The organism is Paenibacillus sp. 05T425 (assembly GCF_056396205.1).
Window position 1 is genome coordinate 118,398 of the sequence record NZ_JBFTLA010000009.1, and the last position, 23,986, is coordinate 142,383.

General features: G+C 50.9%; 18 protein-coding genes. 6 read left to right on the forward strand and 12 right to left on the reverse strand.

Translation table 11 applies throughout. From position 1 onward, the window contains the following. Window positions 1-48: 48 nt before the first annotated feature. The gene (locus AC1DF0_RS21090; RefSeq protein ID WP_477575203.1) at window positions 49-1,452 is read right to left on the reverse strand and encodes an MATE family efflux transporter; all 1,404 of its coding nucleotides are present in this window, start codon (window positions 1,450-1,452) and stop codon (window positions 49-51) included. Window positions 1,453-1,627: 175 nt separating this feature from the next. Between AC1DF0_RS21090 and AC1DF0_RS21095 the strand changes: the two genes are divergently transcribed. Continuing rightward, the gene (locus tag AC1DF0_RS21095) at window positions 1,628-2,512 is read left to right on the forward strand and encodes a helix-turn-helix transcriptional regulator (protein WP_442051877.1); all 885 of its coding nucleotides are present in this window, start codon (window positions 1,628-1,630) and stop codon (window positions 2,510-2,512) included. 60 nt (window positions 2,513-2,572) lie between these two features. Here AC1DF0_RS21095 and AC1DF0_RS21100 read toward each other — a convergent pair whose 3' ends face one another. The 11 genes from AC1DF0_RS21100 to AC1DF0_RS21150 all read right to left on the reverse strand — a co-directional run bounded on the left by AC1DF0_RS21100 (window position 2,573) and on the right by AC1DF0_RS21150 (window position 18,136). Next, window positions 2,573-3,757: an acyltransferase family protein gene (locus AC1DF0_RS21100; protein ID WP_477575204.1), complete on the reverse strand. Its 1,185-nt coding sequence runs from the start codon at window positions 3,755-3,757 to the stop codon at window positions 2,573-2,575. A gap of 222 nt (window positions 3,758-3,979) precedes the next feature. Beyond that, window positions 3,980-6,946: a choice-of-anchor I family protein gene (locus AC1DF0_RS21105; RefSeq protein ID WP_477575205.1), complete on the reverse strand. Its 2,967-nt coding sequence runs from the start codon at window positions 6,944-6,946 to the stop codon at window positions 3,980-3,982. A 406-nt stretch (window positions 6,947-7,352) separates the two neighbouring features. Continuing rightward, window positions 7,353-8,330: a diaminopimelate dehydrogenase gene (locus tag AC1DF0_RS21110; protein ID WP_442051874.1), complete on the reverse strand. Its 978-nt coding sequence runs from the start codon at window positions 8,328-8,330 to the stop codon at window positions 7,353-7,355. Window positions 8,331-8,376: 46 nt separating this feature from the next. Beyond that, on the reverse strand, window positions 8,377-9,648 hold the full coding sequence (locus AC1DF0_RS21115) for a Glu/Leu/Phe/Val family dehydrogenase (protein WP_477575206.1): 1,272 nt from the start codon (window positions 9,646-9,648) through the stop codon (window positions 8,377-8,379). Window positions 9,649-10,164: 516 nt separating this feature from the next. Continuing rightward, window positions 10,165-11,058 carry a DMT family transporter gene (locus tag AC1DF0_RS21120; protein WP_337104278.1) on the reverse strand — a complete coding sequence of 298 codons (894 nt, stop codon included), beginning with the start codon at window positions 11,056-11,058 and terminating at the stop codon, window positions 10,165-10,167. A gap of 23 nt (window positions 11,059-11,081) precedes the next feature. Continuing rightward, window positions 11,082-12,155: an ABC transporter substrate-binding protein gene (locus AC1DF0_RS21125; protein WP_442051871.1), complete on the reverse strand. Its 1,074-nt coding sequence runs from the start codon at window positions 12,153-12,155 to the stop codon at window positions 11,082-11,084. Continuing rightward, the gene (locus AC1DF0_RS21130; protein WP_442051870.1) at window positions 12,152-12,964 is read right to left on the reverse strand and encodes an ABC transporter permease; all 813 of its coding nucleotides are present in this window, start codon (window positions 12,962-12,964) and stop codon (window positions 12,152-12,154) included. Before AC1DF0_RS21130 ends, AC1DF0_RS21125 begins: the two co-directional genes overlap by 4 nt. Further along, entirely contained in the window at window positions 12,948-13,766 is an 819-nt protein-coding gene (locus AC1DF0_RS21135; protein ID WP_477575207.1) for an ABC transporter permease, read from the reverse strand. The genes AC1DF0_RS21130 and AC1DF0_RS21135 overlap by 17 nt, the downstream gene beginning before the upstream one ends. Next, window positions 13,756-14,868 (reverse strand): ABC transporter ATP-binding protein, encoded by a 1,113-nt coding sequence (locus AC1DF0_RS21140; RefSeq protein ID WP_442051868.1) that lies wholly within the window; start codon window positions 14,866-14,868, stop codon window positions 13,756-13,758. The genes AC1DF0_RS21135 and AC1DF0_RS21140 overlap by 11 nt, the downstream gene beginning before the upstream one ends. Window positions 14,869-15,236: 368 nt before the next feature. Continuing rightward, window positions 15,237-17,477 carry a YhgE/Pip family protein gene (locus AC1DF0_RS21145; RefSeq protein WP_477575208.1) on the reverse strand — a complete coding sequence of 747 codons (2,241 nt, stop codon included), beginning with the start codon at window positions 17,475-17,477 and terminating at the stop codon, window positions 15,237-15,239. Between the two features lie 77 nt (window positions 17,478-17,554). Further along, window positions 17,555-18,136, reverse strand: a complete 582-nt coding sequence (locus tag AC1DF0_RS21150) for a TetR/AcrR family transcriptional regulator (protein ID WP_477575209.1) — start codon at window positions 18,134-18,136, stop codon at window positions 17,555-17,557. Window positions 18,137-18,374: 238 nt separating this feature from the next. On the opposite strand from AC1DF0_RS21150, the gene ytxJ reads away from it, so the two are divergent. The 5 genes from ytxJ to AC1DF0_RS21175 all read left to right on the forward strand — a co-directional run bounded on the left by ytxJ (window position 18,375) and on the right by AC1DF0_RS21175 (window position 23,911). Beyond that, complete coding sequence (gene ytxJ, locus AC1DF0_RS21155; RefSeq protein WP_337104271.1) at window positions 18,375-18,713, forward strand: bacillithiol system redox-active protein YtxJ; 339 nt, start codon at window positions 18,375-18,377, stop codon at window positions 18,711-18,713. Between the two features lie 226 nt (window positions 18,714-18,939). Beyond that, entirely contained in the window at window positions 18,940-20,190 is a 1,251-nt protein-coding gene (locus AC1DF0_RS21160) for an S-layer homology domain-containing protein (RefSeq protein ID WP_477575210.1), read from the forward strand. Between the two features lie 90 nt (window positions 20,191-20,280). After that, window positions 20,281-20,895: a PH domain-containing protein gene (locus AC1DF0_RS21165; RefSeq protein ID WP_477575211.1), complete on the forward strand. Its 615-nt coding sequence runs from the start codon at window positions 20,281-20,283 to the stop codon at window positions 20,893-20,895. 174 nt (window positions 20,896-21,069) lie between these two features. After that, the gene (locus AC1DF0_RS21170; RefSeq protein ID WP_477575212.1) at window positions 21,070-21,783 is read left to right on the forward strand and encodes a winged helix-turn-helix domain-containing protein; all 714 of its coding nucleotides are present in this window, start codon (window positions 21,070-21,072) and stop codon (window positions 21,781-21,783) included. Then, complete coding sequence (locus tag AC1DF0_RS21175) at window positions 21,761-23,911, forward strand: ATP-binding protein (protein WP_477575213.1); 2,151 nt, start codon at window positions 21,761-21,763, stop codon at window positions 23,909-23,911. Before AC1DF0_RS21170 ends, AC1DF0_RS21175 begins: the two co-directional genes overlap by 23 nt. The last annotated feature ends 75 nt before the right edge of the window (window positions 23,912-23,986 follow it).

Below are 23,986 nucleotides of genomic sequence, written 5' to 3' on the forward strand. Positions count from 1 at the left end.
AAGCGACGTTCTCCCCTTCGCATCATCGATATCATCTATTAACGTCTATTATACGCCGGGAGCGGCTTGTTTTCTAATCGCAGGCGCGACCGAGGCTGCAGCAGCTTTGTCCGCTTCCCTCTGTTCGGCCATTCGCAAATATTTGCGTCCGCGCCAGCGAAACAGCGAGAAGATGCCGCGAACGTACTCGTCGAGAATCATGCAGCCATAAATGCCGATTAATCCCCAGCCCAGCTCGATGCCCACCCAATAAGCAAGCGCCGTCGCGATCAGCCACATGGAGAAGACGGCCAGCCACATCGTAAAGCGTGTATCCCCTACCGCGTTCAAGGAGTTGCTAAGCGCCATATTCATCATTTTGCCCGGCTGCAGCAGCAGGTTCATCCCAAGCAGCGATGCGCCGATCGCAATAATATCGTCATTCGACGTGAACAGCCCAAGCAAGTGCCTTCCGAACAAATAAATGACGAAAGCATTTACGGTGACAACAACAAGCCCAATCCATAACGCACGATAAGCTGTACCATAAGCCTCTTTGATCTTGCCCGCACCGAACAGATGGGCGATCTGAATCTGTACGGCAAGCGCAATCGAATAACCTAACATGAAGCAAAACGATTCAAGCGTGTTCATATAAGTTCTTGCAGCCAGCTCACTTGTGCCAAGCATCGCTATGAAGGAGAAAATGAGCAGTTGCGTGAACACCCAGCAGAACATATTGATGCCCAGCGGCCAGCCGATGCGCAATATCTCCTGAAACAGCTTGCCGTTGAACGTTTTGAAATCTCTAATCGCTATGCGGCGCTCGAATGTATACAGGAACATAATGAACAACACAATTGACGCAAGCAGTCGGCAGACCACCGTTGATACCGCTACGCCGAGCAAGCCCCATTTCGGTAAACCAAGTGCTCCGAAGATGAATCCATAGTTGAGAATAACATGGACCACATTCATGCCAATCGCAATGTACATCGGCCCTTTGGTGTTGCCCGTGTTGCGAATCGCCGTACTCAGCGAGGACATAAGCGCCACAAGAACCATGCCCCCGCCCACAATCGATATATAAGTCTGAGCAAGCGGAAGCAGCGTGTCAGGCAGCTTCAGCATTGCAGCAATCTCCGTCGGAAAAGTGTATAACATAACACTGAGCAATATTCCGATACCCGCGCTGACCGTTACCGACATGATGCCGATCGTCCTCGCATCGCCGGCTTGGCGGGCGCCAAGTTTCTGAGCGATCAAAATACCCGCCCCGCTTGCTACCGTCACAAGCAGCGTCGTTACCGCTTGAAATAACTGATTGGAGAAACCGACAACAGCTACCGCATCATCCGATATTCGGCTGACCATGAGCGTATCCGCCGCTCCAAGCAAAAACTGTAAAAACAACTCAATAAAAATAGGCCACGCAAGCACCCATAAAGAAATTTTTTTCCCGTGATCCGCCATCCTATAATCCCCCTGCACGAGCCGCCCTTCTGCGGTCTCATCCTCATCAGTCTCAACCATCGTCTTTTCAAATTATAGATGCTATACTGAGCTTGATGTATCAGTTTTACAACCGAAACTATAAAAATTCCAACCTCGATCACGAACAATTACATTCAAGGAGGCTTGCCCCCTTATGCCGCTTATTCAGATGACGATTCCACCGCTTCCCCACTACATTACAGGAGGGCCGGCCGTATCTCCCGTAGGGAGAAAGCACCCTAGCAGACGCAACATTGGCGTGTTCGATTTGCTTATTGTTACTAACGGATGTCTCTATATGGGGGAGGAGGACAACCATTTCGACGTGGAGGCCGGACACGCGCTCATCCTCCGTCCCGATGCCCACCATTATGCGACTAATGCGAATAAGGAGCATACGACGTATTATTGGATTCATTTTCAGACGACAGGAGACTGGAGCGTAGTCGAGCACGCACTCGAAAGACCCGCTGAAGACAGTCCTGCCATGACAGCGCATACAAATAATATTTACACTACAAAAACCTTCATTAAGCAGCTCCCCCAATTCACAAAGCTGCTTCAGCCTACGAAAATGGCAGATTCGCTGCAACGGCTCGTCCAGCTTAATATGAACGATCATATTCCGAGTGTCCGCTGGAAGCAGCAGCTTATTTTCCAAGAAGTAATCGAGCACCTCTCGGCATCGATCGAGCTAAGCGGACCGTCCCCTCAAGCGCTCTGCGCGGAGAAGGCCGCTTCTTATCTGCGCGCCCACTACCGCTCGGACATTACCGCGCAGCAGCTCGGCGAGAGCATCAACTTCCACCCCGTTTATATCGCCCGCTGCATGCAAAAGGAGTTCGGCTGCGCGCCCTTCGACTATTTGCTGCGATTCCGAATCGAGCAAGCAAAGCTGCTGCTGCTGCAAACTGATCTTGCGGTCGCCCGCATTGCCGAGGAAGTCGGCTTCAATCACGCCGCTTACTTCACCTCCTGCTTCGCCAAATACGAGGGCATCTCGCCTCGCAAATACCGTCAGCAGTTCTCGCACGGTTAAATGAACAACAATAAAAGCCGTCCTCTCCAAAGAGAAGGACGGCTTTCCGCTTATTTTTGATTACATGCTTGCCGAAGTCTTGCCTTTCGCAGTGACCGGCGTCTGCTGCTTCTTGCGCGACGTGGTCAACAGCCCGCCAAGCTTAATTGAAGGCAGCTCGACATAATAGTAGCTGGCCGCAGCAGCTCCGAATGAAGCGGCGAATGCGATCATCGCGATAAACGCCGGGTCCATCGTCCCGTTCAGCTTATGCAAGAATGTGAGCAAAATGATCATATGGTATAAGTAGAGACTGTAAGAGATTTTACCAAGGAATAATAGCGGCTTCAGATGCAGCAGCTTCGATGCGCGAACCGATGACATGGCTGCCACGATAAATATCGAAGCGCCCAGCGCAATCAGCCAATCGCCTTGCGGCTCTGTAATATGCTTAGCGAACGACTTGCTGTAAATAACCCATTTGTACGAATAGCTGAATAACGCTGCGACTAAGACTGCGGCTGCAAACCAACCATTCATACGGTTGTACAATTGCTTAAGAGACTCTCTATATTTGGCCAGCATCGCCCCAATGACGAAGAAGGAAGCATAATGCAGCGAAATGACATAGTTTGTTGTGTAGCGCGTCTCGATAGCTCCCAGCAAATACATGCTTACGAGCGAAAGCCCGATCGCGAGCGGCACGCCAGCCTTCCAGCCCCATTTTGCCACAAAGAACATAGCGAATGGGAATATAAGCGAAATCCGCATCTCATGGACAAGCGTCCATATAATCGGATTGTATTTTGTCGTGTTGTAGTTGGTAATGAAACGCAAATGATCCCCAATCGACGCAAAATCCGGCGACCGTGTCCAAAGGCTGTTGAAGTAAGGCGTCAAATCCGACAGCTTCTTCAGGAATACCGCATCACGGAATAAAATAGCGATAAACAAAGCGACCACGAACGGCAAATAAATGCGGCAAATCCGTTTCACGACGTATTTCGGGTAGGATTGCTGTTTGTTGCTATAGAACGGAAGCGACAATACGAAGCCGCTAAGCAGGAAGAACATAATCACTGCTTCATGACCGCCCCAAAAAGCATGCAGCGGCGAATATTTCAGCACATTTAGCGGATACTCCAAATAACTCATACTTGATGTATTCTGAGCCATAGGCATGAATACGAGGAAAAAATGTCCGATCATGACGGCCAATGCGGCCAACCCTCTAAGCGAATCCAATTGGTCATACCTTTGCTGCAAGCGACTGCACCTCAATTTCCAGTTCTTCTTATTATCGACTTAGACGATTATATCGGATTGGCGCGGGTTTGTCCGCATTTTTTTGTTTCCTGCCTTCACTCGATTTGGAAATCCCCGCTGATGTGCGCATTCATGAGCATATCAAAAAAAGACCCAGTCACCCGCAGCAAGCTTCATCCGCTTGCCCGGGTGACCGAGTCTCAGGTCTAACTCATTCCATGGTTAGTTAATAAATCCAATCTGTTTAAGCGTTCGTTGCAGCATCGTTACCGCTTCAGCGCGGGTAGCCTTCGCAGCAGGCGCAAATGTACCTGCAGCTTTGCCTTCCACGATGCCTGCAGCCAGTGCTTCAGCTGCAGCTATCTTCGCCCAGGCCGCTATCGAACCCGCATCCTTAATAGCAGATAATGGGTTCAGCGATTCAGCTTTCGCTGCAATCGTTGCCGCCGTATTGGCATCTGCGTAACGAACGGCTTTCATCAGAATCGAAGCCATTTCTTGTCTTGTTATCGTCAGCTCTGGACGGAATGTTCCGTCGTCGTAGCCGCTGATAACACCTGCTTGCACAGCCGTCTGGATCGCACCCGCGTACCATTTGCTTGCCGATACATCGGAGAAGCTGCTGCCGGCCGCCGCTTCATTTAGACCGAGCGAGCGAACGATGATAGCTGTAAACTCTGCACGCGTAATGGATTTGTTCGGAGCAAAATGATTCTCGTCCACGCCGCTTACGATAAGTTTCGATGCGAGCGAATCAATAGCCGGCTTCGCCCAGTGGGAGGCCGCGTCGTCGAATGTCTTGCTGCCGTTAATGACTGTATATACGCTGTTTCCGTTCCGTTTCATGTTAACGATCGTATCGCCGCCAGCCGCCGTGAACGTTGATGGCACGAATACAAGTCGGCCTGTCGCTTCATCGAAGCGTACAGCTGTTGCCGTACTGCCGTTAACCGAAGTACCGTCTAACGTAATCGTACGGTCGTTATACGTTCCTCCGAAAGAAGCAATCGTATATTTGCTGCCATTAGCGCCTTCAGCAACTACAGTGAACTCCAACGCGCCTGTGAGCAAATCAACTTGTTGACCCACAGCCGCTTGCTCGATCTGCTCGCTAGCACCGCCGCTTGCCGGACGAACGGATACGGTAATCTTCGCCGCATCTCCGCCAAGCTGCTTGCTAACCTCATTCCAATTGATTGCCGAGATCGGAAGCTCATAGCTGACGTTATCGCCTTCAATGACGATCACTAAGTTCGGATTCGCAGTTGCCGCATTCTTCACGCCCGCTGGCAGTACGACCGAGATCCCGTTATCGCCAGGTGTACCCGCATCGAACGTAAGTTCATTCGTGCCCGCCGGAAGCCCAGCAAGTTTATCCGCAAATTGCTCTGCCGTAACGTTCAACTCGCCTGGCTTAACTTCCGGCGTAAGCGTTGGTGTCGGAGTTGGCTCCGGAGTTGGGCTTGGGCTAGGCTCCGGCGTTACCTCCGGCACTGACGGTGTGCTTGGCTGCTTCGGCGCCGTAATCTCGTATACCGCAATCGTGCCGGACACTTCATGTGCCGCCAGCAGCAGCGCCTTGCCCGTTGGGCTCTTCGCGGCAGGTACGAACTTCAAACCCTCCGGCGCAATATCGCCGGCTTCGTTAGCTTCAATGTCGCCATCCACACGGGAAGTCATATAAGTAACGTAAGTCGGTTTCTTTGGATTTGTAATGTCATAAACCATGACGCCGCTTATGCGCTCAAGTCCGATAAACGCATACGTCTTGCCTTCGACTGTGCCGACTTCCACGTATTCCGGCTCAGGTCCTTTTGCCGCGCTTCGTACGTCTTTATCATTGTTCTTCTCATTATCTGCGTTAAAGAAAGGCAAATCCTTCGTCAATTGCTCAAACTGATCGCCGCTATCGAATACGAGCGCCCCTGTCGAAGCATCCCAAACCGAGAACGAACGTGTGCCGTAGCTGTACAATCTGTCATACACGCCATTATTCAGGCCATCCAGCGTGGATACGCTTAATCGACCAAGCACCGTATCCAAACCGAATGCTCCGCTGGTTTTGAAGGCATCCAATTCCTCTTGCGTAAAGCCCTTGTAATAAGCCGCATTAAGCTGAATATTATCCTTAATGGACTTGATTCTTCCCTTTTCGGCAAAATCACCATATTCTCTGTCGTCGCCTTCATTAGCAGTCAAAATATACGACTTGCCGCCATAGCTGGTAATCGCCATTCCATCCGGCAAATACATGCCGAGCACAGGCTGCGGTTTAATATCGATAGTTTTATCTTTATCGGATGCATCTAAGCCATTCCCTGGCAACGAATGATCTTTGAAGCCTAGAGCGTGAACACTTGTAACTTGCTTAGTCGTCAGGTTAACCTCTGCCATTGCATTGTTTTCTTGCAGGGATACGTATGCTTTCTTGCTGTCAGCCGACACAACGATATATTCGGGCTCCAAGTCTTGCGCTGCACTAGATCCTGGTCCGAAAATCCGCACGTCCTCAGGAATTGTAACGCTGCCGAAACCAGCCGTTGCCACATCCTCATCCGTCAATGCTCCAACTTCACCTGTTACGTCGATAATGGATACCGAACCTTCCGGGTCAACCGTATAATCCCCGTTCGGCTCGCCTTCGTTAGCGACCAACAGTTGTTTGCCGTCCGGCGAGAACGTCAGCATATCCGGCAGCGACCCTACCGTCACTGAAGTAATCTGAGTACCGTCCATGTCCATGAATACGACTTTGCCCGGATCAGTCTTAGGGCTTGCCGGCACGGATGCCGCAATATATTTACCTGATGGATGAACAGCTACGCTCGTTACGCCGTCCGGTGTGAAGCCTTCAATATTGAAGCTTTCTACTGTTACACGGTTAAGGCGTTCAATCGTTTCTTCTTGACCGAGTTTGGAGAGATCGATTATATCAATTGCTTTCTCGGCCGAGTTAGTCGAGTATGCMCGTTTGCCTTCCCAATCATATACGACGATTTCCGTACCGGCATTCAGATAGCCGGCTCCGCTATCGTAACCTGCGATTTTCTCCATAGAGAACGTTGCAGCGGCTGCTTCTGCCTTATTCAAGTTAACAGGTCCGATTAAGGTAAATGCCATAAGTCCTGCAGCAGCAACCTGCAGTGCTTTGCGAATGCTTGTGCTGTTAGTATTGCGTACGAAGCTCACAATAGTTCCCCCTACGATCTCCCGATCTGAATGTACCTACCCGATACTCTCAGATTAGAACCGAGCGCATCCTAGGTCGATACCATCGTACAAGCCAACTATTAAGCCTATGTAAGCGATTTTTAGAGTTTTTGTAAAAGACTCATGCCGCGCCGGGAATCCTCAACCCCTTATTTACTGTTTCTTCCTCAGAAACGATTATTTACGAATCAGGGTATTCTTATTTCATCCCAACCCTTGCCATTACGCTCCATTTCAGTTAAATAAGGTTCGCTGAGTTCGTTAGAAAACAAATAACCGTTGAAATTCGCAAATAAGATGTTCTAGATTCGTTAGAAAATGAAACTAAAAAAAGCGACCCGATGGGAATTACTTCCCTCCGAATCGCTTCGCTTCTTATATTATATTACAGAAGTTCCTTACGCAGCTGCGCGCCAGACTTTGGCGACAAGTAGGCGAACGGAATGTCGAATACCGTCTTGGCTCCTGCTTGTCCTTCTGCTGCCAGCTTGTATACTGCCCGTGCATACGCAACGAGCACGCTCGCCGTAAATTCCGGGTTGCTGTCTAGCTTCAAGCCGAATTCGATGATTTGCGTGCTGTTCACGCCTGTTTTGCCGCTGCGCAGCACCATGCCGCCGTGAGGCATAGCCGAATGCTCCGCCTTCATCGTCGCTTCATCGATGAAATGAACCGTCGTGTTATAATCGGCAAAATAGTTCGGCATCGTACGAATCTCTTCGGCAATCGCCGCTTGATCCGCACCTTCCTCCGCAACGATGAAACATTCACGAAGATGCTTCTCGCGTGTTGCGAGCTCCGGATTTTCGCCGCTGCGTACCCGATCTACCGCTTCATCGCTTGGAATCGTGTATTGTACGCCATGCTTAACGCCATTCACGCGGCGAATCGCATCGGAGTGGCCTTGGCTGACGCCTTTGCCCCAGAACGTATATTCATTGCCTTCCGGCAGGATCGACTCCGCAAGCAGACGGTTCAGAGAGAACAAGCCCGGATCCCAGCCAGTCGAGATTACGCTCACCTTACCGTTCGCGCGGGCAACCGAATCGACCTGTTCGAAATATTCCGGAATACGCGCATGCGTATCGAAGCTGTCGACGGTGTGGAACAGCTTGGCAAACTGCGGCCCCTGTTCAGGCAGGTCGGTAGCCGATCCGCCGCATAAAATCATAACGTCGAACTCGCTTGTCAGCTTCTCAGCATCGTCAATATGGAAAGCTTTAACCTCGGAAGGAATCGTTGCAGGGTCGCGGCGTGTAAATATGCCGTCCAGACGCATGTCTGGGTTTTGCTTGATCGCCATCTCTACCCCGCGGCCCAGGTTGCCGTAACCTACAATACCAATACGGATTTGTTGTTTCATGATGCCTTCACCTCTTCATTATGTTCGAGTAAAAAGATGCCTATTGTTAGATCCAGCCGCGAGCTTCCATTGCTGCTGCAATCCGTTTAATCGAAATCATGTATGCTGCCGTACGAAGGTCGGTCTTGTGCTCTGCTGCCAAATCGCGAACAGCTACGTAGGAAAGAATCATATTCGTCTCCAGTTTCTCAAGTACCTCGGCTTCGCTCCAGTAGTAATTCATCAAGTTCTGAACCCACTCGAAGTAAGATACCGTTACACCGCCTGCATTCGCAAGCACGTCAGGAATGACCGTAATGCCTTTAGCATGCAGTACGCGATCCGCTTCAGGCGTCGTTGGTCCGTTAGCAGCCTCTGCAATAATTTTCGCTTGGATACGGTCTGCATTCGCGGATGTAATCACGTTCTCAAGCGCAGCAGGAACGAGAATGTCAACGTCCAGTTCCAAAATCTGTTCATTCGAAATCGCATATTGTTGGCCGTAATCGCTAATCGAAGCCGTATCCTTCAGTTGGCCGATGTACTCTACATCAAGGCCTTCTGCGTTATAAATACCGCCTTTGGAATCACTCACCGCTACGATCTTGCAACCTGCTTCGCTAAGCAGGCGAGCCGCAATACGTCCAGCGTTGCCGAAGCCTTGAATAGCCGCAGTCGCGCCTTCGACAGCAAGACCTTTGTCCTTAAGCGCAGCCAGTATCGTGTAGACACAGCCTTGCGCCGTCGCCTCGTTGCGTCCTTTGGAGCCGCCGATAATAAGCGGTTTGCCCGTAATGACGCCTGGAGAATATTTTCCGCTAAGACGGCTGTAAGTATCCATCATCCATCCCATAATTTGCGGAGTCGTGTATACGTCCGGAGCCGGAATATCTTTGTCCGGACCAACGAAGTCAGCGATCGATTCCATGAATGCGCGGCTTACGCGCTCAAGCTCGCCCTTGCTCATCGTACGCGGATCACAAATAACGCCGCCTTTGCCGCCGCCGTAAGGCAAGCCAACTACGCCGCATTTGAAGCTCATCCACATCGACAGAGCTTTTACTTCGTCAAGCGTCACGTCCGGATGGAACCGAATGCCGCCTTTTGTTGGTCCGATTGCGTCATTATGCTGGGAGCGATAGCCTTCGAATACACGAACCGAACCATCGTCCATGCGTACAGGGAAGCTTACGGACAATACTCTTCTTGGGTGCTTCAAGATGTTAGTAACATGCTCGGGAAGCTGCAACAGAGCAGCAGCCGTATCGACTTGCTGTTGAGCAATTTCGTACGGGTTTAATGTTTCTTTTGTTGTACTTACGGTTGCACTTACAGTCATTGTATATCCGTCCTTTTTTCTTAATGTTCGCTTTAGCACAGCAGTCTATTAGAGCTGCACTGAACGCCGATTTTTTCATTTTACCTGTTTCAAACCCTTTTTGAAACTATTTTTTATCGCAAAAATGCAAATTTTTTACGTTTTAATCCATTGTTAAATAGAGTTTCATTGATTGTTAGATAGAGTGACACCTGACATGAAGAGCGATAATCGCCGCCGTATCAACGTTTTCTTCCCTTCAAACTTCTTAAAAACTTTAAATATTTGGGTATTTTCATCGAAAAACGTACGTAAAAACGATTCTCGTCCATACGTAACAATCCATGTCATGTTTTATGTGCGTATACTATTTTTTATCTTCTACCGCATCCGAATTCTTTTGTTCAAAATAGCGCCGCTACAGTCCGTTACGACTAACTACTAACGCCAGCAGCCTGCTGCAACAAAAAAGACTGCTCCGAGCAAGGTCGTATGACCTCATTMGAAGCAGTCTTTTTGAAACAATCCCCTGCCAACCTATGCCTTCTTACGTTCTACGCTGATCCACACAAGTCCGGCCGCCATAAGCGCCGCCCCGCCTATCTGCAGCATAGCGATCCGCTCGTCGAACAAAATATAACCTGCTATAACCGCTGCTGCCGGCACCGCATAACGGAAAAAGTTCGAGCGCGTCGCGCCTACTTTGAACATGCAAGCGTTCCATACGACAAATGCAAGCACCGTGCAGATAAGTACGTTATACGCAATGGACAACCATTGCTCCGTCCCTAGACTTTGCCAATCGGTCTGCCCCCATGAGCCGATCGTCAGCGGCAGCATGAAGATAGCGCCGAATACAATCGTCCACGTACTCACACGCAGCGCTGAGTACTGTTTCATAAGCGAGACCGAGCTCAAGTTGAACAAAGCGCCGATGATGCTGACGCCGAATGCCATCGCATTGCCAAGCATATTGTCGGACGAAAGCGCGAAGCCTTCATCGCCACCAAGAATAACGAAGCATACGCCGATCATCGCGATGACTCCGCCGACCACAAGCCGCGAAGTAATCGTCTCGCGTGTGAATAGCGGCGCGAACAAGGCGACGAAGATCGGCCATGGCGCCACGTTCAGCAACGACGCGTTCGCAAGCGTCGTATACTTAATGGAGTACATGACGGTAATCTCAAGCAGCGTAATGCCGAGCAATCCGATTAGCATCAGCTTCGGAACGAGACGCCACGGTACGCCGACACTGCCCTCCGTAAGCTTCAAGATAAGGAAGAAGAACGGGATCGCGACGCCGAAACGCAGAAATGAAAATACGATCGGATGGAAGGACTCCATCGCAAGCCGCGAAATACCGAAATTCGCCCCCCATATAACGGCAACAAGCACGAGGCCGGCATAGTTCAGCCACTTCTTATTCATGATGTATGTTTCCCCATTTACTCTTATTTGCTGTGCATCTTGAACTCCAGGAACAGCTCATTATAGTGAGCCAGCATCTTCTTACCCAAGTTGTCGTACACCTCAAGCTTACTCGTCAGCTCTTCGCTCGGGTAGAACCGTTCATCGCCCGATATATCCTCCGGCAGCAGCGCCAGCGCATCCTTGTTCGGCGTCGAGTAGCCAACGTATTCCGTATTCTGCGCAGCGACTTCGGGATCGAGCATAAAGTTAATGAACTGATGCGCCCCTTCAATATTGCGGGCCGTCTTCGGTATGACCATATTGTCGAACCACAGATTCGAGCCCTCTTGCGGCACAACGTAATCCAGCTTCTCGTTCTCACCCATAATTTCCGAAGCATCGCCGGACCATACGAGCCCTACAGCCGCCTCCTCGCCCGCAAGCAGCATCTTGATCTCGTCGCCGACAATCGCCTTCACGTTAGGCGTTAGCGTTCCCAGCTTCGCTTTCGCCTCCTGCAGATGCGCCTCGTCGGTATCGTTCAGCGAGTAATGAAGGCTGTTCAGCCCCATGCCTATAACTTCGCGAGCGCCGTCGAGCAACAGGATCTGATTGCGCAGACGCTCGTCCCAGAGATCGTCCCAGCTCGTAAATGCAATGCCGTCCACCAGCTCCGGGTTGTAGACGATGCCAACCGTTCCCCAGAAATACGGGATCGAATACGCGTTATCCGGATCGAACGATAGATTCAAGAAGTTATCGTCGATATGCTTCAGGTTCGGAATTTTCGAATGATCGAGCGGAATGAGCAGATCTTCTTCTTTCATTTTGCTAATCGCGTATTCGGAAGGAATGCTCACATCGAACGTTGTACCGCCTTGCTCGATCTTCGTCATCATCGCTTCATTGGAATCGAATGTCTGATAGATGACCTTGATGCCCGTCTCCTCTTCAAACCGATCAAGCAGTTCGGGATCGATATAATCGCCCCAGTTATAGATCGTCAGCGTATTGCCGCCCGTATAGCCTTCGCTCGAATTCAGATAGGAAGTCAAGTACATAAGCCCAAGCGCAACAATAATGACGGTCGCGAACATTCTAACCAGCTGTTTCATGCCCGTCCCTCCTTACCGGCCTTGCCAGCCCCGCCATTGCTCCGCCGATTAATGAAGTAGTAGCCGATAACGAGCAGAATGGTGAATAGGAATAGCAGCGTCGACAACGCGTTGATCGATAACGATACGCCTTGACGCGCCCGTGAGTAGATCTCGACAGATAGCGTAGAGAAGCCATTGCCCGTTACGAAGAACGTAACGGCGAAGTCATCGAGCGAATACGTCAGCGCCATGAAGAAACCGGCGAATATGCCCGGCTTAATATATGGCAGCACAACCTTCGTGAGTACATTCCACGAGCTTGCGCCCAGATCGCGCGCCGCATCGATCAGCGTAGAGCTCATCTCCTCTAGCTTCGGCAGCACCATAATAACAACGATCGGGACACTGAAAGCGATATGAGACAACAATACGGACATGAAGCCAAGCTTAATGCCGATAATCGTAAACAGAATTAAAAATGAAGCGCCGATAATAACGTCCGGGCTTACAATCAGCACGTTGTTCAGCGTCAGCAGCGTCTGTTTCGGCCGATTGCGTCTCATCTGGTGGATAGCTATCGCGCCAAAGACGCCAAGGACGGTCGATAGCGCCGCAGACAGCAAGGCAATAACGAACGTATTCAACACGATAATGAGCAGCCGTGTATCTTGAAATACTTCAACATAATAATCGAACGTGAAGCTCTCGAAGTCGCGCATCGAGCCGCCGCTATTGAAGGAATAGAACATCAAGTAAAAGATCGGCGCATAGAGCAGCGCAAATACGATTACGAGATAAATGTTCGACCATTTATTTTTTTCGCGCAACGACCGCACCCCGCTTTCGGTTGCCTGTCAGAAGCATCATTAGAGCCATCGCAATGACGAGGAATACGGCTATGGTCGCGCCCATGCCCCAGTCTTGCGTGACGAGAAAATGCTGCTCAATCGCCGTACCGAGCGTAATAACCCGGTTGCCAGCGATCAGGCGTGTAATCATAAAGAGCGACAGCGCCGGAATAAACACTGCCATGCAGCCCGCCTTCACGCCGCTGATCGTCAGCGGGAATACGACGCGGCGGAACGTCGTCCAAGAGGACGCGCCTAGATCGCGCGCAGCGTATACAAGCGATGGATTCATTTTCTCCAGCGCATTGAAGATCGGCAGCACCATGAACGGGATGAAAATGTACACCGATACGAACAGGAAGCTGAAGTCGGTGAACAAAATTTGTTGCGTGCCGATGCCCAGCACTTCAAGCACCGAGTTGGCGAAGCTGTATGTACCGAACAAGCCGATGAACGCATAGGCCTTCAGCAGCAAATTGATCCAACTCGGCAAAATAATAAGCAGCAGCCATAACTGCTTATGCTTCGCGCGGGTTAAATAATACGCCGTCGGGTACGAGACGAGCAGCGAGAACGCCGTAATTAAGAACGCGTACCAGAACGAGCTTAACGTCATTTTCAAATAGACAGGGGTGAAAAAGTTAACATAGTTGCTGAACGTGAAGTTACCTTCCACGTCGAAAAACGAATAATAAGCAATCAGCACAATAGGCGCAATGACGAACAACACGATCCATGCCGCGTAGGGCACGAAATAGAAGCTTCGTGATCTATTCGACATCGGCAGCCTCGCTGTCGCTGTACGATTCCAGCCGCTTATCGAATTCCTCTTCCGTCTCCCCAAGCCTCATGACGTGAATCGCCTCCGGATCGAAGGTTAAGCCGATCTGCTCGCCAACCGTTGCTTTGCGCGTGGAGTGGACAAGCCATTCATTGCCCGCTTCGTCCAGGCAGCATATCTCGTAATGAACGCCGCGGAATAGCTGCGAGTCGACCTTCACTTGGAGCTTGCCTTGATCCGGCTTCGTAATCTCCAAGTCTTCGGGACGAATGACGATCTCTACTCCCTCGTCTTTGTTAAGCCCTTGGTCAACGCACTCGAATAAGCGGCCGGCGAATTCGACCTCGAAGTCCTGCTTCATGCGGCCCGGCACAATATTCGATTCGCCGATGAAGTCGGCTACGAAACGGTTGATCGGCTCATCGTAAATATCGGTCGGCGAACCGCTCTGTTGGATTTTCCCCTCATTAATAACGAAAATCTCATCCGACATCGCCAGCGCTTCCTCTTGGTCATGCGTAACGAAAATAAACGTAATGCCCAGACGGCGCTGCAGCTCGCGAAGCTCGTACTGCATCTCCGTCCTCAGCTTAAGGTCCAGCGCCGACAACGGCTCGTCCAGCAATATGATTTCCGGCTCGTTCACGATCGCGCGCGCGATCGCGACACGCTGGCGCTGACCGCCGGACATCTCAGTGATCTCGCGCGACTCATAACCGACCAGGTTAACGAACCGAAGCGCGTCCTTTACTTTGGCGGTGACGTCGGCGTTTTTCATTTTTTTGATACGCAGTCCGAAGGCGACGTTCTCGAACACATTCAGATGCGGGAACAGCGCGTAATCCTGGAACACCGTATTCACTTGGCGTTCATTCGCAGGCACGCGGTTAATGACTTTGCCATTGAAGTAAATCTGTCCCTCCGAAGGCTCCGTGAACCCGGCAATCAATCGAAGGATGGTCGTCTTGCCGCAGCCAGACGGTCCTAGCAGCGTATAGAACTTGCCCCGCTCGATGGTGAAGCTAACATCTTTCAGTACTGCGTCATCATTATCGTAACGCTTCGTAACATGTTCAAAGCGAATAATCGTTTGATCCGGCATTCCGCATTCCCCTTTACCTATAAAGAAACACTTGTGATTATACAGTATATCAGTAAATCGGCAATAGCAATCATAAAGTCGGCTATTATCACGCGCCGATTATCCGCTCTATCTCTTCCAGCTTTCTGTAAGCGCATATACGCTCTTACAGCATAATGTGGGCTTACCCTTCTACTCATCCTCCCTCCGTAAGCGCATATACGCTCTTACAGACCAAACACACTAGCTACTCCCCGCGTGTAAGTTCATATATGCTCTTATAGCTCATTTCCTGCCACCGCCGACTAAACAAAATAAAGAGGCAAGCCCCTCACCTATGAACAACCGTTCACGGTGGTCAGGCCTCGCCCCTCTACTTACTCATTGCTTTATGCTAATGTCGTTGTCGCAGTCTCGCTGCCATTCTCGCCTTTCGTCTTGTGATGGCTGTACGTGAAGTAACCATACGAGAGAAGCGCGAACAGCAATGCGATACCAGCAAGAATCAAGCTGTCGCTCCATAACGAGCTGTAGTCGCCGCTTGAAATAATATCTCTAAAGCCCGCTACCGAATAGGTCATCGGCAGCCATGGCGATATCGCTTGGAGCCAATCTGGCACCAGCTCGATCGGGAACGTACCTGCGGAGCTCGTCAATTGGAAGATAAGCAATATGATCGCAATGAAACGGCCCGGGTTGTTCATCGAAGAAGCGAGGAACTGAATAATCATCATATAGGTAATGCTCGTCAGCACAGAGTAACCAACGAATAACGGCACACTCGTCACTTGCAGATCGAGCAGATACAACAGCGCCGCATCGGCGATAAGCGCTTGAATCGTACCAATCGCCACGACTGTCAACGCTTTGCTCAAGAACCAGCTCCAACCGTTAACCGGACGGATCATCGGATCGCGTACCGAATATACAATCGTAAGCATCATCGCGCCAACATATAGACCTAGCGATAAGAAGTACGGCGCTAGTCCAGTGCCGTAATTATCGACCTCGCTTACTTTCTCGACATCAAGCTGGATGGGATCGGCGAACATATCGACCATCGGATCGGTCAGATCCAGATCCGCCGTCTGATCCGATGCCTCGCTCAGCTTACCCGACAACTCTTGCGTGCCGTCCTCCAGCTTGAGCAGCCCGGTCGTCATATCCTTCGCACCGACTTCTAGCTTCACAGATCCGTCAACGAATGGCCCTACGTTCGATTGCAACGTATTCAATCCATTCGCCAGCGTAGCAACACCGCTATTAAGTTTCTCCGCTCCTGCCGCAATATCTTTGCTGCCATCAGCCGCTGCCGACAGCTTCTCGCCGAACTGCTTCATACCACCGCTAAACTGCTCCGCACCGGCAACCAATTGCTTGCCGCCGGCACTAAGCTCATCCGCGCCTTTCGAAGCTGCCGTCGCTTTCTCGTCGAATTGACTTAATCCCGCTGTCAGGTTCGCCAGACCACCATTAAGCTGGTCCACTCCCGAGCTTAATTGCTTCTGTCCCTCTGCAGACTTCGACAGCCCTGCGGCCAGCTCTCTACTCGACGTCAGCAATCCACTGAAGCTTTCATCCTTCGCAAGCTCCGGATCAGCTTGCGCCAGCTGCGCTAGATCGTTCGCGAGCTTCGCCGCGCTTGCTGCCAGCTTCGCCTCACCGGCGGCCGAGTCGCTCAGCCCGCCGGCGATCTGCCCCGCAGCCTGCTTCGCATCTTCGCTGCCTGTGGCAAGCGTGCTGCTAGCATCCGCCAGCTGTGTCAAGCCGCCGGCAAGCTCGCTCGCTCCCGCGCCGAGCTTCGACGCTCCCGCACCGAGCGACGCGCCGCCGCTTGCGAGCTGCTGCTGCGCTGCCGACAGCTGCGCCAGTCCGCCCGACAGACCAGCCGTTCCGGCGCTTAACGAAGCAGCGCCTTCACCGAGCTCAGAGCTGCCGTTCGCCAGCTTCGCCACTCCCTCTTGAAGGGCGACGCTGCCGCTGACCAGCTTGCTTAGATTCTCCTGAATCAGCTTCGCGCCATCTTTCGCCTTCGTCGTGCCGTCCGCAATTTCCGTAGCACCGCCAGCCGCCTTGCCAATTCCGTCGGCCAGCTCTTCCATCTGCTCGAACACCGTTCTCGTATACGCCGACGTCACTTCCTTATTCAGCTCCGCCTTCATCGTATCAACGGCCTTGCTGCCGATTTGCGAAGCAAGGAAGTTAAAGCTCTCATTCGACAAATACGTAATTTGCGCAGGTACGGGTTGGTCGGAATTAAGCGACGTTGTTTTCTCCGAGAAATCCGAAGGAATTTCAATCGCCATGTAATAGTCATGGTCTTCCATGCCTTTCAGCGCGTCTTCCTTGCTTACGAAATGCCATTCGAACTTTTCGTTTTCCTTTAGTTCTTCCGTAAAATCATCGCCGATATGCAGCGTCTCCTCGTTGTACGTATACCCCACATCGGCGTTAACGACCGCCACCGGCATTTTGTCCAAATTCCCGTACGGATCCCAAAAAGCGCTAATAAACATCGACGAATACATCACCGGTATGACCATAACTCCAGCTATCGAAATAAGCAGCATCTTGTTTTTGCCGATGCCGGACAGCTCCTTGCCGAACTGCTTCAATCCGAACCACTTCATAATTATCCACTCTCCCGCATACTTTATGACCATATTTGTCATTCGGTCACTTTTTCTGATGAAAAAAGGCATCCCAGTTATCTAGGAGCCATAACCAAACCTTCTTGCAAATAAAACCGCAGCCGATCGGATACTTCGCCCTTCTCAAGCGGCTTGTAAGCCTTATTCCAATCGACGGTTAATGCCATATATAATTTCAGCATGACGAATGCTGTCATCTCCGGATCACAAGGCTTAATCTCGCCTTTATCAATCGCAATCTGCACTTGCGTCTTAATATATCCTACCACAGCCTGTTCAATCTGCCTTAAACCCTCGATCGCCATTGGCGTTCCAATCTCGCGTACCTCATGCGACAACTTAAGCGCAAGCTCATGCTTTTCGCGGAATTCAAGCAATTGCTCAAGCACTGCGTATAAATTATCGAAGAACCGCTTATTCGGGTCGATAACCGTCTCCGCTACTAACCTCATATGATGAAGCAGTTTCTTCATAATTTCTTGGAACAGCTCTTCCTTATTCGCGAAAAAAGTGTAGATCGTCCCTTTGCCGACATTCGCGATCTTGGCGACCTGGTCCATTGTTGTCGCTTTGTAGCCAAATAACGCGAACGACCTTTCTGCCGCCTCTACGATTTGTTGCCTGCGATCAACAGCCATTTGTCCACCTCCGCACCCTTGTCGTTTTTACATCCTCAAATTTCTGACTGAATGACCAAAAAACCAATTCGGTCATTTTTACTGAAGTCATCATATCACGACCATTAATCAAACGCAATACGCCAATAAGACGATTATTATCGCACCGTGCCGCAAAGATGCTTTTAACAGCAATTAACGTTATACTAGGGAGACAAGTCCTGCATATACAATCATACAAAAAGGAGTGTTACCTATTATGTCTTATAAAGAAATTACGACGATCGAAGAATGGAACAGCGCGCTCGAGGGCTCCGATTCCCGTCCTGTCGTTGTCCTTAAGCACAGCACAACCTGCCCGGTTAGCGCGAATGCGTTTAACGAATTCAATCAGTATTTGAACGACAAGCCGCGCGAAGACGTAGACTACTTGCTCGTTAAGGTAATCGAGTCCCGCCCGGTATCGAACCAAATCGCGGAAGATACTTCGGTCAAGCATGAATCGCCGCAAATCTTGTACATCGACAAGAAGGCTAAAGTATGGACAGCCTCCCACTGGTCGGTAACGAAGGCTCATATCACAGCCGTTCTCGACTAATTTAACTGATCCAAACATGCCATTCATCCCGGATGTTCGCTAACTATTAGCGGATGTTCGGGATTTTTTGTCGTGTCGGCCTATGACGGATATGCTGTCCGACCTAACGGTTATGCGCCCAACTAACCCCATTCGCTATAGTTATAAAGGCAGTTCTCTCCCTTGCTTAAATATGGTTATCTAGAACTCGAGGCATTCGTTTATAAATTAGGAGGAAATGATTTTAATGAAGCGTTATGTTCTGTTATTCTTTACGATTACTTTACTGACATTCGGGTCTGCAGGCGCATTTGGCACCGGCATCGACCACGCCTCCGCAGCAACCGCTCCCTTCAAGGACACACGCGGACACTGGGCCGAACAGACGATTGCCGAGATGGTGAAGCGCGGCGTTCTTGCCGGCTATCCCGACGGCAATTTCAAACCTCAAGCCCCCGTTCAAGTCGATCAATTCATCAAAATGCTCATTTTTTCCTATTCCGATTTGCATTTGAACGGCTCGAGAAGCTGGTCCTCGGGCTTCCTGCAATCGTTAAGCACGGAGAACCAGGCGATTCTTAAGCAGGACTATCGCTACTTTACATTCACTCCGAACACGGTCGGGTACTGGGCCAAGGATTTCATCGAAATCGCCAGCGACCTCCACTTCCTGAACAAAAGCCGCTACAGCGACTTCCAAGCCAACATGACCCGCGAGAACGTCGCCGAGATCATCTACTACACCCTGCAAGAAACAGAGTTTCTGGAGGACGGCATATTCGGTCAAAAGATGGCGCAAGCGTACGGCGACATTATGGGCGCGTCCGAGCGCGAACAGAAGTTTATTGCCGAGTCGCTCGTCAAAGGCATTATGGTCGGCTACCCGAACGGCTTCTTCGGCGTAGGCGATACCGTTACCCGGGCGGAAGCGCTCGTTATCCTGAACAGGCTGACCGATAAAACCAAACGACTCGCCGTTAAGGTATCGCCCGAGAAGCTCGAACGCATCGTCCCAACGGCAGGCGGCGGCAACAAGATCGTTGTATTCCCGGACAAGCGGATGTGGGACGCCTATGAAGCGCTGAGCGCAGCGGGTCAACTCCGCGGCTCGAATCATGATTTATACGAAACGACTCTGCGCCTGTTCAAAGACCAAGCGGAGAAGGACAGCGTTACTAACCATGCTTCAGGCACTTCCGCCGCAACCGAGGAAGCTGCCATATGGCTTGACCCGCAATACAACACCTACGGCGTGACGATCCGTCTGCGCGAAGGGGCATTGGCCCGCAATTCAGAGGTTGTCGATCAGTTCGCCAACCAGCTGTTCGGCTACAACGCCTATGCGTTCCGCGAGCTGTTCGCCGACATTTGCAAACGCGTCGAAAGCGGCAGCAAAGTCGCTTCGCAGCAAACAACGATTGACAATGACAACGTCAATATTCAAGTCGACAGCGCCGCCAAAACGGTCATTTTCTCGATCGCAGCGAAGAAAGCGTAAGCGGCGCAAAGCAAAAATCAATAACATGTTTTCCAGCAATTATTATATAATGTGTGGGTACGTTATTTTTACGTAGAGAGGATTGGTTCGATGTTTGGCAAAATAGCAGCGGATGTGCTTGGCCTGAGCGACGTAGGCTCCGTTATTCATCCCGATAATTACGACAAGGTAGATTCCGATGATTACGTCTTGCACGAGGATAACGAGAAAATTTATTTCCTGATCAAATCGAAGGCCGATGAATACTGCTTCACGAACTTAGCGCTCATCCATCTCGACGGCACAAGCGCAATGAGCAAGAAGCGTACGCTTAGACGTTACCCGTATGCGACCAACCCGATTGCCAACGTATCGATGGAAACAGCCGGAACGGTCGATCTCGACGTGGAGATTAAGTTCACGATCGGTCCCGTCGTTCTCAGTATCGACGTGCACAAGAAGCATATCGAGGAGCTTAAGGATCTGTACAAAGCGCTTATGAAAATTTCCGAAATTACGCACGAAAATAACTTGACGCTCGAATTCGCTAGAAACAGCCTGAACATGGCATCCACGACGATCCAATCGGTCCACAAGGGCGACTTCAACGTCGTATCGCAGTTCGATGCGATTAACAAAGCGGCCTTCACTTGGATGGTAGACACGCATAAGCAATATAAAGTAAAAGATTTTGGTTCAATCTTCGAGCGTTATATCAATCAGTAACGCCAATAGCATACTGCAATAAGCCGGCGCATCAAGCGTCGGCTTATTTTGGTTCACCCTTAACATAGTGCTATGTCATATAAACTAACATAATTGTTGCATAAACCTCACTTTCGCGTTTATATTTAAGACATACACTGCTCTCTTAACTTTGACATAAAGAGGTGAACGGACATGACGAGAGAACTCATCTTAACCGTAGACGACGAAATTAGGATCGGCGAGCTCGTTGGCATGTACTTGACGAAGGATGGATTCCGCCATTTAAGCGCAACAAGCGGCAAGCAGGCTATCGAGCTAGCCGAGAACGAACAGCCTTCATTAATCGTCCTTGACGTACTGCTCCCCGATATGGAGGGCTACGAGCTGTGCGCTAGGCTGAGACAGAAGACTGATGTGCCTATCGTCTTCCTCACCTGCAAAGATACCGAAATCGATAAGGTCGTCGGCCTTAGCGTCGGCGCAGACGACTATGTGAGCAAGCCGTTCAGTCCGATTGAGCTGGTCGCCCGCATTAAGGCGCAGCTACGCAGGAACCGCATCGTCCGCGACAGAGGAACCCCTGTTGTCTCCAACTCCATTACTTCCGACCATGTACAGCTCAGGATCGACGCCCATGAGGTGTACGTAGACGGCGCCAAGGTCGAGTTGTCCGCCAAGGAGTTCCAACTCCTTTCTTATCTCATGCAAAATGCGAGACAAGTGCTGACGACCGAACGTCTGCTAAGCCATATTTGGGGCTACGAGAACAGCCTCGACACGAAGACGCTGCAAGTGCATATCGGTCATCTCCGCAAGAAGATCGAACGCAATCCCGCAGCACCGGAGCGCATCGTCACCATACGCGGAATCGGATACAAGTTCGATGAACCGATTAAAGAGATTTAATTCCACCCTTAAACCGCGCACCTTCGCTTTCCAGATGCTTGCGGCTATGTTGACCGTCTCTCTCGTCCCTCTTCTGCTTCTATCCATATTTGCCGGCAAGACCGTTACTTCGCAGCTCAGTCACTTCAATGCTAGGAATACGGCTATGACCGAAAAAAATTACATAAGCATGTACGAAGCCAATATCGACGGGCAAGTTCGCGCGATCGACACCGAACTCAGGCTCGTCGAAGATGCCGTACTGCTCTCGAAGTCTCTTGCTGAATCAATCTTCTCCGTGAAGAATAATAGCGACAATATCGAACCGATCGTCTTCGGATACGATCCGGTCAAACATCGGTTCATCGAGAAGAACGCCAGCGGCGAAGGTACCGTAGCGCTTCAATCGAACAATCCCGAGAACTATCCGTCCACCGAGCAGGCCCGTGATCTCGCCAAAGCCAAAGCTCTATTCCCTTTATTCAAGTCCGAAACGTCTCGCAAGCCCAATATCGTGAACATCTACTACATCCATCCAAAGGACGGCTCGTTCTTTTATCCCGAGTACACCGGATCGGCGAAGCGAGACCCTAACTTGCCGATTTATGCACTTACCTCCTATCGCTTCTATTCGGACGCACTTAGCGTACGTCCTAACATTAACCGAGTTGCCTGGACGAAACCTTACTACGACATTACGCCGCGTGGCTGGATGTTCACCGCTACGACGCCCGTCTATGATGAGCAGCGCGTGCTGCGAGGCGTAGTTGCCGCGGACGTAACAATCGAGCAATTCGTAGACAATGTGCTCGACACAAGATTCGGCGACGAGAACGGGTACGCCCTTCTGCTCGATCGCGACCACGAGCTGATCGCCGCCCAGCAGCACGGCATGGAGGAGATCGAGCAACTGAAGCTGGATACGCTGTTCAGCAACGATACGGTAGACAGCTATCGAAGCCTCAAAATTAACGGCGAGCAGAAGCTTATATTCAGCCGCTCGATACCAACGACCAACTGGATACTAGGCTACGTTATTCCCGAGCATAAGCTGCTGGAGCCGATTCACAGCGCAACGCAGGAACTCTCGGAGAAGACGCGCGATCAACTCATTATGCAACTGTCATTGCTTGGCGTAGTCGCTTTCTTTCTATGCGTTGCGCTTGCCTTCTACTTGCGCTCCAAAGTATCGCGGCCGGTCAACCTTCTGGCGGACGCTTTCGCCGAGCTCGGCGAAGGACAATTCTCCGCAGCGCCGAACGATACGAGGACGCTGGAATTCAATCAGCTGCTGCGGTCATTTAATCGCATGTCAACGAAAATCCGCGAGCTTATGGAGCAGCAGAACGAACATAATTTGCAGCTCGAGCATAAGGTCGAACAGCGTACGGAGCAGCTCAGTGAAATCAACTCCGAGCTTGCGATGCGGGTTGACGAACTCACGCGCATGGAGCATTGGCGCAAGGAGCTGCTCATGAACATATCGCATGACTTGAAGACGCCGATTACACTCATTCGCGGTTATATCGACGCCATAACGGACGGCACAATAGCTCCGGCCGATACAGGCATCTATCTGAAGCGGATTTATGAGGATATTCAGACCATCAACCAGTTCGTTCGAAATCTGAACGAGCTTAGTTTGCTGGAGACCCGTCAGCTAAGCGCCGAGTTCGACAGCGTGAATGCTGCAGCCTTCTTCGATACGGCAGCCGCGAAATGGACGGCCTACACACGACTGGAGAAGAGGCCATTCACAGCTGTTCGACCGCAACTATCAGCGCCGTTAATTATCAATGGCGATAAGCATCTAATCGCGAGAGTCATCGACAACCTCATCGATAATGCCCTTAAGTATTCCGATGCCGACTGCCCGATCAGTTTCACCATGGAGCATGCAGACGAAGCCGTCATCTTCCGCGTCACCGACGCCGGCGCAGGCATTCCGGAAGATGCCCTGCCGTTCATCTTCAATTCCTTCTACCGCGTCGACAGGTCGCGGAACAGCCGCATTCCCGGCAGCGGCCTCGGCTTGTCGATCGCTAAGKAAATCGCCGATATTCACGGCGGCGAGCTGACCGTAAGCCTTAACGAAATAGACGGCAGCGGCTGCGTCTTCTCGCTGTTAATTCCTTTAGCTACTTCGTAGCCGCAGCCCAATCTCCCCCTCGGTTGGGCTGCCAAATCCCCTTCGCTAATTAGCCAATAATAGACCTAATTGTTT